Source organism: Teretinema zuelzerae, assembly GCF_021021555.1.
GTDB classification, from domain to species: Bacteria; Spirochaetota; Spirochaetia; order Treponematales; family Treponemataceae; genus Teretinema; species Teretinema zuelzerae.
Map to the genome: position 1 here is coordinate 339,336 of NZ_JAINWA010000001.1, position 15,460 is coordinate 354,795.

A 15,460-nucleotide genomic window follows, 5' to 3' on the forward strand; every position below is an offset into this window, starting at 1 on the left:
ACGCCGCTACGGGAGGATTCATGAAGGTTGCACGATACGCCTTGATAGGCGCGGGTTTTTGTTCGCTCGGATTCGGAGTCGCGGGAATCTTTCTTCCGGTTCTCCCCACCACGCCATTCCTCCTGCTGTCCGCGTCCTGCTTTATGAAAAGTTCGGACCGGCTGTACGCGTGGATCAGGTCGCACCCGATTCTGGGAAAATACATAACCGATTATCTCACCCACAGGGCGATCACGAAAAAAAACAAGATCGTTTCGATCAGCTTTCTATGGGCTATGCTCGGCGCGACGGCAGTGTTCGCGACAGAGTCCCTCGTCGTCCGCTTGATTCTCGCCTGCGTCGGAGCCGGGGTCACCATTCATCTGTCGCTGATGAAAACGCTCAAAGAAGCGGATGCCCCGAACACGCAGAACGAACCCGAACACGCAGAGTCAGAACAGACGGTAGCCGGCCCTCAAAACCGGCCGTAAAAAGCCCGCGGCGTTTTCTCCCTGAAACACCTGCACCCAGTCGGCCCCGATTTCCAAATGGATTCGTTTGGGGAGAAAAACCTGGGCCGCGAGTCCGCCTGAAACGCAGGGGCTGGAAAATTCCTCGACCGGACCCGGACTTCCCGAATAGTCGAAGGCATGGGAACTCACCGAGACTCCTCCGCCGGCGCGGGCCTGAAGATGAACCGTCTTATTGACGCGGTACTTGTACAGAAGCGTCATGTTCGAGACGAGATAATCGCTCGCCACTTCCGCCATATCGAGGCCGCCGGTGAGCCGGTGAGCCGACGAATCGAAGCCGAAGCCCAGAAAGCCCCAGGCCTTCTTCATGAAATACAGCGAAAAGGCCGTGTCCGCCCCGAGAAAGTACGTTTGGTCGCTCCACACTTCGGTGAACCAGGAGTCTCCGGCAAGATACACGGGTGCGTATCCGGCGGAGAGCAGGATGTCGACAGGGCGCTGGTACAGGATGCGGATCGCCTGCGGACGATTGATGTAGAGTCCGCCCGGATTCACGACCGAAATATCGAAGGTGCCCGGAACATAGGCTTCCTCGGGGAAGCGCACGACGACTTCCGACTCGCCTACCCGTTCCTGCTCGATTCCGACAATGCCCCGCCCGGGCTTGGCGTCTTTTTTTCTGAGCATGACCCGCGCGCCTTCCTGGATGCGCTGGCCCTTCACCGTTACAAAGGCGTTGAACGAATCCATGAAAATGAAACCCGGAGAAAGATCCTGGACCTCCGGCATCTCCGCGCGGAGGATCGACAATTGCTGAAAGCCGGTTTCCACCTCGCTCTGCCCTAAAAGATTGACCGTAACGATATTATAGGAATACTCCCCCGGCGGCAGGCTCAAGGCGAGGCTGGTTCCTTCCTGCCTGCTGCGGAGCAATTCGGTTCCGGCGGCGTCGAGCACGACGACCTCGTACTCCAGAGCGTAGGGATCTCCGTCCCAGGAAAGAGTCTGGGTATATACCGGATTTCCGTCCTCCCCTATTTCGTATTGATAGCCGACCGAGCTCGTATCCAGAAAATCCTGTTCGAGAGATTCTGCTGAGCCGGAAGGCCCGGAGGCGGCATCGCCGGCGAATAGAGGCGCCGAAAGCGCTGAGGAAAGCGCTGACAGGAAAACGAGGGCGGCAATACGCGCGTCAACGGCCATAGAGAGATCCTCCCGTTTTGGAAGCGGCTTGTCTGGCCGGCGGCAGGTCTACCGTGAAGGAAGTTTCCCCCGGCAGCCCCGGCTGTTCGACCACTCCGTCTTCCGCCGTCCAGCTCGCTTCAACCCGAACGCGGTTCTTTCCGCGGGATAGAGCGGTTAAATCCGAAAGAGTAAACCGGGTTTCCGTAATTCCGCTTTTCGTGAACGAGCTTTCGCGTTTTCCTTCCGGATAAATCGAAAGCGTGTATTGATTCGAGCCTTCCACCGGCGACCAGGCGAAATCGATTGTTCTCGAGTTTCTAAATTCCTGCACGCCGAACACCGCGCCGGCCGCCGGAGCCGACACGACGGGAGCCGGAAGGGGCGGAACCGGAAGCACCGTGAACCGCCGGGTTTCCTGCGCCGAAATATCGAAGCCGGCAAGCGTTCCGCCGACAGTCCAGAGATAGCTTCCGGGAACCAGACGGCGCGCGGTAAAGAGTTCTCCCTTCGAGGAACTCCGAGCGGCTTCCGTCTCCGATCGGCCATCGATACGGGTAAGCGTAAATTCCTGCGCTTCGGGAGGATTCGCCGAATTATAACGCAGCTCGACGCCGCGCCTCAGGGCTTCAAGGCCTTCGAAGACAGCGCCGTCCTCGGGAGATGCGAGCTTGAGATACTCAAGCCGCCGGTACGAAAGGAACGACTCTCCGATGTATCCGATGATCCTCGTCGATTCTTCGGACTCTGAAGCGAAGCCCTGGATGCGGACCGCGTACCTGCCGCTCCGGAAGTTTCCCATCGGGATCTCAAGCGCGTTTTCCGTAAGGTGCGTGCGTTCGAATACCGGTTCGGCGTAACCGTCCTCGGGGGAATAGAGGGCCAGGTTGCAATAATCCGCGCCGGGAACCGGATTCCATTCTATAACGGCGGAATCTCCTTCGCGCAAATACAGGAGGGACGAAACGGCGGGCTTGGTTACCGCGGTTCCGGGGAGCGGATCGAGTATCGTAAAGGAGCGCACGGGCGTCTCGATGAAGACGGAACCGTCAGCGTTGAGGGTGCGGATTTTCCAGTACCAGGTGCCGCTCTTCCATGCCCTGCCGAACAGGGTTTCCGCCGCCGCCTTCTCCTGCAGGAACACCGTGGAAAACGACGGATCATCGGACAGAACGAAGAAGGTGTCCGCCGCAATGTTCGACTTCCAGGTGAAGCGGATATTCGAAACAAGAGAATCCGCGATCCGGTAGCCCTCCGGCGGAAACACCGGCCTGAGCGCGATCGAACCGTCGATACCGATTATCCTGCGCGGCTCGCTAACCGGAGAAGCGTTGCCCTCGTTGTCGATCCACCGCACCGCCCAATAGCGGGTTCCCGGCTTCCGCAAAACAGCGGCGGCGTCGCCCGAGAGCCTGATGTAGGGAGTAAGGGAGGAAACCGTAAAGGACGCATCGGAAAAGGATTCAGCGTCCGAAACGACCAGCTCGTAGGAAACAGCTTCGGCATGGGGAAGCCAGGCGAAGGCCAAACCCTTTTCGTCGATCTCCTGAATTTGATAGAGAAGGCCGTTGAAGGGCGTGCTTGAAGCTATCGGCTGCATGGCGCCGCTCTTTTCTATCCGCAGGGTTCTCGCGACGGGCTCGGGAGCGTTCAGGGTTTCGGTATATCCGTGCACCGGCGTTACGCGCCAATACCACAGGCCCGCCCCTATCTCGGAAAGGGAAATATTCGAGCCTGAAACCCGTGTGCGGATTTTGCTCTTGGTAAAAGCGGGAGAGTCGGATAGTTCGAACACATAGGCCGAAGCTTCCTTCATAGCAGTCCACGCGAATCTGATTTCCGGGAGTCTCTTCCGGTAGCGGTATTCGGCTCCGTCTTCGGGGAAGGCCGGGCGGGGAAAGGAATCGAGCTCGTAGCTGAACTTCCGCGCAGGCGAAAGCCGGCCGGCCTCGTCTCGCACCCGCCAAAACCAGGTTCCCGGAAGCACCGGAAGAAAGGCGGATAGCCCTTCCGCCTGATGAGTCGCGGCAATAGCGGAAAAATCTTTCTCGGCAGAAATCTCTAGCGTAAACGCCGGAAGAGCTCCCGAGTCTGCGGCGGAAGATCCGGCCCCGCCGGCCTCCAGCTGCCAGACGAACTCGAAAAGCTGCGCGCCCGCCTGCTGCCCGGCATCGACTCGCGCGCCGGATTCGACTCGCGCGCCGCCGCCGGCAAACGTTGAACTTCCGGCGGCTCCGAGAATCCGGGCGTTGCGCGCCGGCTTCAGGGGAATGATGGGGCGGCTCACGAAGCGCGAGCTGCCGTCTGCGGCGTTCACCTCGATCGCCTGGTTTTCTTTCACTTCCTGCGTGCTTCCGTCCGCTCGGGTAAGCCTGGCAGTTCCCTTATTCACCTCGACGCCGATCACGTTGTTCGTCTCGTCGCGGCTGAAGGTCGCGCTCGAATCGGCGCCCACGGAAATAGTGCCGGCCTTTGAGGATATGACATAGTCCGACCCCGAGGCCGAACCGCCCACGGTGATCTCGCCGTCCAGGAATTCCAGGTTGCGGGTCGGTCCGCCGAAGTCGAGCTTGAGCATGGAGTTCGCGTCCAGCTCGAGCGAGGTTCCGTCGTCGAAAAAGATGGCGGCCTCGGAGAGCGTTCCGGTCCTCAGCGTGTCCGCGTTGTACACGGGGCTGTCGTTCCGCATCCGCTCCCAGCCGAGGGCGTCCGAGGGCCGGCGCGTAGCCGTCATCTTCTTGAAGACGACCGTGCCCAGCGGCTTTTCGTTCGCGCGGAAGGAGACGGTGCCGATATCGAGGGCGAACAGCCACAGAAGGGCGCAGGAACCGGCGAACGAAAGCGCCGAAACCAGGGCGTCGCTAGCCGACAATTTCATATTTTACTTCTTCCTTGTCCACTTCTATCTTTTTCCCGGGATCGGCGATTCCGAGCTTCTCTCTCAATTCGGAAAGAGACCCGGGTCCTTCATCCCCCTTCATCTTCACCACGGCATATATCGTAAGCGGCGCGGTTTTGCCCTTTACCGTTATCGCCGGCATGGGCTCCGCGATCACCGCGTCCTTGACCAGATCCCAGGTGTATTCGGAAATGAGCACATCGGTTCCAAAGGGCTTGTTGAGCGCCTCGATGCGGCTCGCGAGATTCACCGCGTCGCCGATTACCGTATACTCCATGCGCGAAAGCGAGCCGATCTGCCCGGCGATCACCGGACCGGTGTTCACGCCCGCGCCGTTATGAATAAAGGGCTTCTCGGGAGTGCCGCGGCCCTTGTTGAACTCGAGCAGCTCGTCGCGCATCATGAGCATCGCGCGCACCGCGGCGAGCGCGTCGTCCCGCGGAGTCCCGGCGGAAACCGGCGCGCCCCACACGCCCATGATCGCGTCCCCGATGAATTTGTCTACGACGCCGCCGGTCTTCTCGATGCAGGCGACCATGCGCGTCATGTACTCGTTCAAAAATTCGACGACAGCCTCAGGAGAGAGGCGCTCGGAAATCGCGGTAAACGAGCGTATGTCGGAAAAAAAGATCGTCGCGGTTTTGCGCTGTCCGCCGAGCTTGAGTTCGCCCTTGAGCGCCTGCTCGGCGATCTCCTTGTTGACGAACTTGCCGAAGGTCTCCTTTACCCGCTCACGCTCGGCGAGCCCCTTGCCCATTTCCACGAAGGACTCGGTCAAGAGTCCGAGCTCGTCGCGCGTTTCCGGCAGAATGTCGAGCTCGAAGTCCCCCTCCTCTATCCGGTGCGCCGCGCGCACAAGGGAGAGAACCGGTCGCGAAATCGACTTGGAAAAAAACCACACTGCCAAAACCGAGATAAGGAGAACCACGCCGGAAAGAAGAAAGTTGCGCCTGAGCACGTCCGTCGCTGCGCGGTACACGAGGGCTGTCGGAGTCGAGCTCGTTACCGCAAGCGCGCCGACGGAAAGCCGCCTGAACGCGCCGAGGTAGCGCGTCCCGTCCACGTCGCGGTAGCGTATCTGCAGATTGTCGGAAGGGCTTTCAAGCGCCTTTTTCACCAGCTCGCGGTCGGAAAAGTTCGCCCCCATTTTCACGAGGTCGAAATCCGGGTGCACGATGAGCCCGCCGTCCCAGCCGACCACGTAGTTGATTCCGGCTGAGTCGGTCTGCACCATCTGAAGGAATTCCTCCGTGGAAAAAACAATCACGAGGGCGTTGCGCGTGCCCATGTCGCGGTAGGGAACGAAGAGGGCGGCGGCGGGAATCCCGACCGAGGGGCTCGCGTTTGCCACGAGGCTTTCGCCTTCCTTCGCGCGTTCTATCAAGCCCTTTGCCGATTCCAGAAAGGGCTGCAAGGCTGCCGAGTCGAGTTCGTTCGCCTTGAAGAATTTGTCGTTGCGTATTTCTTTTTGTCCGGGAACGGAGACGAGGGCGACCGACGCGTTGCGGTCGAACCAGTTGGAGACGGCTGCCCGTTCGAGCGAGCGGTTGCCCGCGTTTTCGCGCAAAGTGTCCAGGAGAGAGAGGGTTCCGGAGTGCGTGGACTCGATCCTGCCGGTTATCTGCGCGGCGAGGACCTGGCTCACAGTGAGCGTGTTTTCCTCCGCCCGCGCCCGCGAGTCTTCGGAGAAGAACCAGGACGCGATTCCGGTCACGAGCGCCATCGACACCACCACGATTATCGATATGATCCCGATCAATTTTATTACCAGCGGAAACCTCACCCGCTTTTTTCGTCCGCCGCCCTTCTCGTCCCTTCCGTCTTTCATTCCCGTCCATCCTTCGCGCAAATAACGTTCACTTTTTTTTACCATAATCAAAATCGAGCCCGACAATCCCTCATCCTTCGAACATCATCGTTCGGAGGCCCCTCAATCGCTCGTCCCTGCAGAGGCGGAATCTCCCCTCCCTGACCGCCAGCGTGTTACGCTGATCTGCACATTCGCCGCCGCGGTGTTTCGCCGCATCGCCGCTTACGGATCCATAAGCGTCTGTATTTCAGCCTGACTCTTCGCCGTATTGAAAATCTTCAAATCGCTCATCGCCCCGTTGAAGGCTCCGAAGTAAAACTCAGAACCGGGTCCGGTCGCGCCGCTGTATGCGCCGGTTGTATTGCCCACCTGTACTCCGTTAACGAATTGAGATACTGTTTTGTTTTTATAGACCATCGCTACATGGCACCAGGTATCAAACTGGATGTCTGGCGGATTTGCAATACTGACTCCGCTACCGCCCTGTTGTGTAATCTGAGCAATAAACTTCCATGGACTTTCAGAGTTTTTACTAAGAATCACTCCGTAGTTGCTCACACCTGAACCCGACTTATAGAAAAGATATGTATAGCCTACATCGACTGAAGTAATCTTGAACCAGCCCATGATTGTAAAGTCGTTTTCGCCGGTAAACAGAACCGAGGAATCGGTAGTCAATAGTTTTTGATCTGCTGTCGTTTGATACGCGGCATTCGGAACACCATTCCTGTTGGGAATTAACGTTATCCCGGCACTTTTGGTAAAAGCCAGCTCGTTTCCGTTCAAATATCCTCCAAGAAACGGAGGGGACCGGGTGTCGCTTCCAAAGCACTGCAAGTAAGGATGGCCGTTATTGATCGCACCGGTCGTATCAATTCCCCATATCTTTGAATTATTTAATCCAGAATCGATATCCCAGGTTGCGCCGGTGAAGGTTGAGGGGTCAAGCATTTCTGTCGTTGTTTTCGGTGTACCTTTGTCGGTATCAGACATCCCGGTGGTAGTTGCGTTGTAGAAACTCTTAGAAATAATTGAGTTTTCATTATAACCAACTAAGCCACCAGTATTTGCAGAACCTGTAACTTTTCCAATGGCAAAGGATTTCTCTACAACCGGGATTATATTAGTTCCCGGATTTTTCCAGGTATGGCCGACTAATCCTCCAACATTTTCTCTTGTTGAAGTTACTGAACCGGTCGCGTAGCAGTTACTTATAAAATTCTCATTCCTACCGACAAGTCCGCCAACAGAAAAACTGCTAGCTAAAACGGGAACTGTACTGTAACTTTCAGAAATTAACCCTCTGTTGATGCCTACCAATCCACCGACATAGATTACGCCTTGAACAGGTGAGGAACCAGAAACCGAACAATGACGAATAACACCATTATTTTGGCCAGCAAGTATGCCGCAAGAATCGGAGGAGCTTTTAATGGAGGCATTCTCTATATTCACATTCTCAATCGTTCCATTATTAATACCAAAAAGACCGGCAGACGATTCATTATAATCAACAGTTAATCCACTAATAGTGAATCCGTTCCCGTTGAAAATTCCTGTAAATGGATCAGCTCCACTTCCCAGTGGGGTCCAATCATCCAGAAGCGTGATGTCGCCGCTTAGAGTGTACTTAGCGGAATGATCGCTCATTGCACCCGAAAGTGTTTCTGCGTACATATCCCCCGATGGCAGAGTAATTGTGTTCTGCGCACCGAGCGCATTCAGATAAGGATACCCATCGTTAAATAATCCATTCGAATTATCAGTATCGATCTCCCAGACAGTAACAAAATCCCAGCCGGTAAAGGCTCCAGAGTCTTTCATATCCGCCGTCGTTTTAGGTTCACCCTTACCGGTATCGGACATCCCGGAGGTAGTTGTATTGTAGAAACAATTAATTAATGAAGAGCCAGAAACACCAACAAGCCCACCAGTATCGTCAACACCAGAAACCTTACCGGTTGCATACGAGTTCTTTACAATACAAGAACTCCACACATCCCCGATAAGACCTCCAATTTGTTTTCCGTTTAGTGACGTTACTGAACCTGTCGCATAACAGTCGATGATTGTACCGCCGTTTGTCCCGACGAGACCGCCTACATACCAGGATGTGGCTTCAACTGGAATAGACGTATAGCTTTCTGTAATCGTTCCGGTATTTTTTCCAACCAATCCGCCAAGCCGGCCCATGGCCTTCACCGGTTTTAAACCAATTACAGAGCAACGACGAATTAGACCATTGTTCTGCCCGGCAAGTCCACCGCTGTAATCATTAGTTGTAATTACTGAAGGATTCTCTAGTTTCACATTTTCGATTATTCCGTTATTTACGCCGAACAACCCGACATTTTGTATTTCCAAGGATACGTTCAATCCGCTTATGGTGTGCCCGTTTCCGTTGAAGGTTCCAGTGAACGGCAAGTCTACGCTTCCCACAGGAGTCCACGGTGTGGAAATAGTGATATCTCCGTTCAATACATAATCAGCAGAAAGATCAGATAGAGAATCTAGAAATTCATCGGCAGTTACAGTGCCTGCATTTAAAGAAACATCGGAGGTTGGCATGATAGAGAGAAGATACGGAAATCCCGAATTTATAGCAGAATTAATCGCCCAAACGATTGACTTATCCCAAGCTGAAAATGCCGTTGCATTTCTCATCTCATCGACAGATTTCGGAGTACCGCGATCAGTGTCAGAAAGTCCGGACAACGGTTGATTATAATAACTGCCGGAGACGAGCCCGCCCTCGTCCTTTGCTCCGACTAATCCGCCGGAATTGGTACTTGCAGTTACAGTTCCAGATGCATAACAGTTTGCAATCGAACCAGTAGATGCCTGACTCGCGACAAGTCCGCCGGCAGTATTTTGTGCGCTTACATTGCTGCGGGCGTACGAATTCTCAACAATTCCCCAGTTACTGCCAACCAGACCGCCGGCAATAGTGGATGTTGAGGTAACAGTCGCAGTGGAGTAACATTCTGAAATTCTACTCTGAAAATCATATGTAGACTCAGCCCGGTTATTTCCGACCAAGCCTCCTACCCCATGATGCCCTGTTACGTACCCTGAAACAGAACAGCGTGTTATAGTTCCGCCGTAGTTCTCTCCAACCAAACCGCCGATTCCGTCGTCTGTTCCCCCGCCGGTGATCGAAACATTCGTCAGCCTCACCCCGGTGATGTACGCACCTTTGCCTATTGCGGCGAAGAACCCTGCATCGCCATTTGTAGTCGTCAAATTAAGACCGGATATTGTATGTCCGCCGCCGTCGAAAGTACCAGTGAACATAAATGACTGATCAACATACACTCGTGAAGGATCAGGACCGATGCTTCCCACCGGAGTCCAATTGCCTGTCCCGGTCAACATAATATCATCTTCCAGAATCACATTATTATTGAGCAGCTCATTGTTTTTTGCGGATAATGCGCCGGCCAGGGCAGTTGCAGTTTTGACGCGAATGGGAGATCGCATGGTAATGGAATACTTGACTGGAGATCCGCCGGAAGGAGAAGACACATCTAAAATCAATGTATTTGCACGATTTTCGCTTGTGAAATCATCCACAACATTAGCGTTCATCGGAAGCGACAAAGGCACTCCGGATATACAGGAGATAGATGAACTACCATTCCATGAATACATCATTGCTTGGCCGATTTCTCCCACGAGCGGGACAATTGTAACAGTGGTAGACAGAGCGGCATTGTAAGAGGATGGAACTCCCGAGTCATTTAAAGCGATTATTGATGAATTTCCTCCTGCCATGACCAGGATTGAAGAACCAGTTCCGGTGCTCGCAATTTCGGCTTCCGTAAAAGTACGAACCGATACTAACGATCCGTTTTGCACGACATGAGAGCTCGTTGCGTTGTCGCAGATATACACAGCCTCATACGCGTAACCGACATGGGTAGTGCCTAAAAAAAACTCAATAATGAGATAATGAGAACCGCTGGACAGGCCTGATTTATCAAGCTTTGCGCTTCGCATACCGACGGATGGATTACCGTACTCAATCGACGGCTCAGCCGATGCATTACCATCGAGATACCACTTGATCGAATCAGCCGCGAAATCAGGCCACTGAACAGAAAAAGACAGATTTCCGCTTCCGGTTTCGGTATTCAGGTACGACAGAACTATCGACACAGCTGCAGAACCGTCCTGAACCAGATTAACGTTGGCCGAACCCTGTGCAATCAATCTGTCGGAGGTATGAACTGTTGCATCTGAATACGCCCGGGCAGTCACCGTAAATGAACCGGCCGGCAGATTTTTCAGAACGCATGAATCAAGGGAGGTTATCACCACACTGGCTACTTCTTTGCCGGATGCATCGGAACAGGAGACGACATATGCTTTTGCGTTTGCTTCAAGAGAAGGAACAACTGTTCGGTCGTTTCGGGAAGATATTGAACCATCAGTGCGAGCCATCGCATCTTCGTAGACCAGGGAAACAGATAGAGAACCTGCGCCGCCGGACGAAGAATGATCCTTATCGATGAAAAAAAGAGAACAGGAGGAAGCCATCACACTTCCCGCTAACACAGCAATGAAAACAAAGGTCGAAACTGTTCCATGCATTTTGTGAGTATTCATCATTTTACTATTGTCCTTGCAAGTCTGAATCCGGAATCAGAGGCCGCAGTTGTCGCTGCCGAGGCGTCGCGATGTCCGATCGTGGACTTTCCCGCCGGCGGAAGGGAAGCAAACGAGCCGCCCTTCACAATGATCGCATACGAAGAAGACACAGTGCCAGAATACGTTGTGCCAATGTAATCGTTGAAAGGACCATCAGGAGGATTATTACATACATCGAAACACGCTTCCCACATATTGCCGCTCATGTCGTAGAGGCCCCAGATATTCGGCGCTAATGAGCCGCAGGGGGTTATTACACCTGTTTTTGAGTTGGCCCAATCGCTATACGTTGCAGAATTTCCGGCGGAAAAAACGGCACTGCCACCGCTTACGCTGTTAAATGGATAATACCCCCCGCACGAGGCCGCAAAATGCCACTCGCCTTCGGAAGGAAGGCGGTAACCGTCCGCAGCGAGATCGGCGTACGCCGCGGTATACAGAATGCCCGATTCGGCTAGAGCTTTCAGATACGAAGTACTCCGCAAAACAGAAGCATCAGTTTTATCGGTGGTCGACGTATAATAACAGGGAGTCAGTCCTGACATCTCGCTGTAGGCATTGCACCAGACGAGAGCATCGAAGTAGGACACCTGCGTAACCGGATAATCAACGCCGGCTGAACCACTCCCTCCCGCGGCACCCTCGTTCCCGATCACGTAGCCGTTAGCCAGAGCCCAATCGCGCACAGGCTTCCAGAGACTGTAACTCACCTCGTATTTGCCCAGACTGTACGGCCGTGTAAGCGTATGGTCATAGGAAGACGGAGCGCTTTGATAGAGATCGCTGTCATATGTCCAGGATACCTGGGCATATGACGCATTTTTCCCGTAAGGGAGAATCTCCACCATGTAATCGTTCGTTACCAACACAGACAGGTCTCCGGAGTATACGACTCCGTCATACTCAAATACTGCCGTTATGGTTTTACGACCCGCTCCATTCAAGCGTGGGCTAAAAATCAAGGTTCTATCGCTTGATAACCAATCCCGGGCATTCAGCAACCATTCGTAGCGCGCCCCGCCTTCCGGCATCGACAGCTCGAGGGTCGCATCAATGTCCATTGTAATAGAGGACACTTCGTTCCCGAATTGACGGAATGAAATATGTTGAAATTCAGGAGCAGAGATCGTCACAGCGATTATTGAAGCAGACTCGACCCACTTCGCGTAAAGGGCCGCGTCTCCGGTTACCGTCCGGCCTCCCGAGCCGAAGGTCCAGGGCGTTGAAAGAGAGGAGTCAGCGTACCAGCCGGAAAACGCGAAGCCCGAATACTCGGGATCGGCGGGGCGTTCAACCGTGCCCCCGTTCGCGACTATTAGCGGCTCGATATAGCTGCCGCCTGAAACGTTGAACGACACTTCCCAGGAGCGGATCACACGGACTACATAGGTTTGAGTTGTCTCGCCGTCGGGAGCAGTTACGGTTATGGTCAGGAGATTGGAACCGGAGGTTGCGAGCGCGGGAGACGCGACGAGCGGCGAGGCCGAGCCTTCGACCGCCATACCGGCTTCCGGAGCCCACTTCCAGCGATATGATTGGCCGGCGATCGCCCCGGAAAGAATAAACGAAATCGAGTCGCTGTCTCCGAGCGTGATCGAATACTCGAGCGTGCCGGAGGAAAGCGGAACCTGCACTCCTCCCGCGCTGAGAGAGGCAAGGCCGGCGGCGGACACTCCGAGCTCGTCCGCGGAATATGTTCGTGTTTCCTGCAGGGTTCCGTTTTGGTCGATCCAGCGGTTCGCCGCCGCTCCCGAACGGATATTGACCGCTTCAATGATTCTTCCTATCTGCGTTCCTCTTCTCAGAAACGAGACTGACAGGGTACACGCGCCGGCAGGAATTTCCGAAGCATGTAACGTAGCGGTTCCCTCGCTGTAGTCGGCGGAACCTACCCAGACGGCAGGATATGAGGAATCAATACTCCCGTCCGTACCGATAAAGCCGGCTGTAATCGAATCGATGTCCTTGTCGACGGGAAAAGCGATGTTCAAGTCGAGCGAACCGTTCCCGGTTCCCGCGTCCGCGAGAATAAGAGGAACTTGTACGGAAGCCGCCTGTCCTTTAACGACGGTCGCCGAAACCGTGCCGGATGCCAGAAGGCTGGTTTTCTCCGCGTCCGCGTACACGAAAGCGGACACCTCGGCTTTTCCCGGATACACGTCTTCTATCTGCGCTCCTGCCGAGGGTAAATCCGCGGAGGAGGCCGAATACTCGTGCGTTATTCCGGCCGAGTCCGTAACAGAAATTGAAACGGCCTTCATCTGCGATAACACGCCGGGTACAAGCGCCCGTGCGGAAAAGAGGGCATCGCCGGACGCGGCGTCGGTCAGGCGTATCGAAAGCGAGCCGGTTTCGCCCGCTCCGGAAGATCCTCCGCCTGAATCGATGAGCGATCCCGGGCAGGAAGCAAAGAGAAGAATCGCGGCGCACAGCGAACTGATGCGGATTGCCGCGGAACGGATCGGCTCTGCGCGGAACCGTGTTCCGGTTGTGTGTAGTTTCGTCATAGCGCGGTCCCCCGAATAACGACTTGATCTGAAGCAAGGCCTTCGCGGTCCACGGCGCGGAGCGTAAACTCGTATTCTGTTCCGCTTTCCAGGAGCTTGATGACCGTGCTTCCCGTTCCGGACGCCGTGCCTGAATCTGCGCCGACTTTCAGCGTTACGCTGCCGTACTTGATTTCTATATATGCAAGGTCCGCCGCGTCCGGCTCTGTCCAGCTCAGAGCGATTTTCCCGTCCCCGGCTAGAGCGGCCGCGTCCGTTACGGCGGGCGGCGCGACGTTCCGCCATGAAGCGTAGAGCGTCAAGCTCGACTCCAGGGCTTCTGTCGTATCGCCGTCGGCGTACGCCGCGGTGCCTTCCGCGCCGTCTTCGGGGCTCAAGGCCCAGCCGGCGAACTCATAGCCGCTCTTGCCGAAATCGCCGCCGACAGCAGTAAGCGAGACCGCTTCTCCGTACGCGAATTCTATAGCATCAGGGGCGGCGCCGGACGTATTTCCGTTTCCGTCGAAGCCGACCGAGGACGTTGCGTATATGTTAACCGTCAACGTACCCGAATAGGTCACCCCGCCGTCGACCACGGAACAGTACACCGTGTGGCGGCCGAGAGACGCGCCGGAGGTGTTCCACTCGAAAGAGCCGTTTTCTCCGCCCGAGGCGGCCGCTCCGTCGAGTCTCCAGGACCAGACCTCTCCTTCGGCCGGAGACGCGGCTGCGGATATAGTAAGCGTTTCGCCCCTCACCGCCGAAACCGCCGCCGGTTCGAAATTCAAGGCCTCGTATTCCGGTTCCGAAAGTGAAACCGTCGCCGTGGAAAGGGGCAGCCACTGCGCATATAAAACGGTATTCGAGGCTGGAAAAACAAAGGATTCTCCGGGATTCCAGGTTGTTCCGGTTCCGTCCGCCTTTGTATTCCAGGTCAGAAACACATGGTGCGGGTACTTCACGCTCGCGGCGTCGGAGATCGTGGCGACGGTTGTTTGGTTATAGCCGAATACAGCGCCGACGGTTCCAACCTTGTTTTTGTATTCGCCTGAAGCGTTCGTATCGTAGGCTAAATAGAGTTCGTTTCCCATGATGGAAATCGCAGGGCTTACTGCTTCCGACATTTTTCCTGATTCGTCGATCAAAGCAAGGGTAAAAGTATACGGATTTCCGATAATAACGTCGGAAGGAAAGAAATAACGCACATACTCGCCTGAGTCCGAATCCAGCAGGGCAGGAAACGGAACATCGGTTAAGCCCGTTCCTTCCCGGCTCACCTCTTCGGTCACCGTCCGGGAAACGTTTGTCGAGTCGTTTATATAGGTAATCTTAACAGACGCGATATCCGCGTTCAGGTAGTTTTCAGGAAGGGTGAAGCCGATGGACGCTTTATTTTCCGATGTAACGCCGCCGACAAGATTTTCGACGATTCCCGGAGGACTGTCGCAGCGGACGCTAAAGCGGGCCGGTTCGAACACCCTGTTTATCGAAGGAGAACGAAGTCCGAGGGTAAAGGGGATGGAGCCGTGCTCCGCGGCCTCGCTCGGGATAAAGGTGAATGATACCGTGGTGCGCTGGTTATCCGCTCCGGCTGTTCCGCCGGGAGCAGTCGCGCCGGAAGCGATCAGGCCGGAACCGGCTTCAAGGGTATATTCCAGATCGAGCGATTTTGGATTGTTAAGTCGTATGAATACGGTTACTTCCTCGCCGGAACGCACATCGTCGCCGATATCGCCCAACGCCCGCCGATACGAGGATGTATCCAGATACACGACTGACAAACCGGTTTCAATAAAATCCTTCAGGTTTGAATTCCAACCGGGAAGGGAGCAGGAACTAGAGAATCCCGCGAGCGCACAGAGCAGGACGACGATATATTTCCTTATATTATACATTTTCCAATCCATATTACGTAATGCGAACCATGGTACATTTTTTATCACGCTTCAGACTGATTATCCAGTTTTTGTACATATCTTAC

Annotated in this window: 7 protein-coding genes; 1 reads left to right on the forward strand and 6 read right to left on the reverse strand. The window is 54.9% G+C overall.

Features of this window, described 5'->3' with window-relative positions:
- The first annotated feature begins 20 nt into the window (after positions 1-20).
- Complete coding sequence (locus tag K7J14_RS01625) at positions 21-470, forward strand: YbaN family protein (RefSeq protein ID WP_230752348.1); 450 nt, start codon at positions 21-23, stop codon at positions 468-470.
- On the opposite strand, the gene K7J14_RS01630 is transcribed toward K7J14_RS01625, so the two are convergent.
- From K7J14_RS01630 to K7J14_RS01655, 6 genes are all read right to left on the reverse strand, one after another.
- Positions 432-1,655 (reverse strand): hypothetical protein, encoded by a 1,224-nt coding sequence (locus tag K7J14_RS01630; RefSeq protein WP_230752350.1) that lies wholly within the window; start codon positions 1,653-1,655, stop codon positions 432-434. The two genes, K7J14_RS01625 and K7J14_RS01630, sit on opposite strands and share 39 nt — an antisense overlap.
- Positions 1,645-4,512: a FecR family protein gene (locus tag K7J14_RS01635; RefSeq protein WP_230752352.1), complete on the reverse strand. Its 2,868-nt coding sequence runs from the start codon at positions 4,510-4,512 to the stop codon at positions 1,645-1,647. Before K7J14_RS01635 ends, K7J14_RS01630 begins: the two co-directional genes overlap by 11 nt.
- Positions 4,496-6,361, reverse strand: coding sequence for an adenylate/guanylate cyclase domain-containing protein (locus tag K7J14_RS01640; protein WP_230752354.1), 1,866 nt, complete (start codon positions 6,359-6,361; stop codon positions 4,496-4,498). Before K7J14_RS01640 ends, K7J14_RS01635 begins: the two co-directional genes overlap by 17 nt.
- Before the next feature lie 204 nt (positions 6,362-6,565).
- A complete protein-coding gene (locus tag K7J14_RS01645) occupies positions 6,566-10,954 on the reverse strand; it encodes a LamG domain-containing protein (RefSeq protein ID WP_230752356.1) in 4,389 nt (1,462 codons plus the stop codon).
- Positions 10,951-13,500, reverse strand: a complete 2,550-nt coding sequence (locus tag K7J14_RS01650) for an SUMF1/EgtB/PvdO family nonheme iron enzyme (RefSeq protein WP_230752358.1) — start codon at positions 13,498-13,500, stop codon at positions 10,951-10,953. Before K7J14_RS01650 ends, K7J14_RS01645 begins: the two co-directional genes overlap by 4 nt.
- Complete coding sequence (locus K7J14_RS01655; RefSeq protein WP_230752360.1) at positions 13,497-15,374, reverse strand: InlB B-repeat-containing protein; 1,878 nt, start codon at positions 15,372-15,374, stop codon at positions 13,497-13,499. Before K7J14_RS01655 ends, K7J14_RS01650 begins: the two co-directional genes overlap by 4 nt.
- Between the last annotated feature and the right edge of the window lie 86 nt (positions 15,375-15,460).

Excerpts from the sequence above, each read along its gene's own strand:
- K7J14_RS01655 (WP_230752360.1), bottom strand. The coding sequence starts at position 15,374 with ATGTATAATATAAGGAAATATATCGTCGTCCTGCTCTGTGCGCTCGCG.
- K7J14_RS01635 (WP_230752352.1), bottom strand. The coding sequence starts at position 4,512 with ATGAAATTGTCGGCTAGCGACGCCCTGGTTTCGGCGCTTTCGTTCGCC.
- K7J14_RS01645 (WP_230752356.1), bottom strand. The coding sequence starts at position 10,954 with ATGATGAATACTCACAAAATGCATGGAACAGTTTCGACCTTTGTTTTC.
- K7J14_RS01650 (WP_230752358.1), bottom strand. The coding sequence starts at position 13,500 with ATGACGAAACTACACACAACCGGAACACGGTTCCGCGCAGAGCCGATC.
- K7J14_RS01630 (WP_230752350.1), bottom strand. The coding sequence starts at position 1,655 with ATGGCCGTTGACGCGCGTATTGCCGCCCTCGTTTTCCTGTCAGCGCTT.
- K7J14_RS01625 (WP_230752348.1), top strand. The coding sequence starts at position 21 with ATGAAGGTTGCACGATACGCCTTGATAGGCGCGGGTTTTTGTTCGCTC.
- K7J14_RS01640 (WP_230752354.1), bottom strand. The coding sequence starts at position 6,361 with ATGAAAGACGGAAGGGACGAGAAGGGCGGCGGACGAAAAAAGCGGGTG.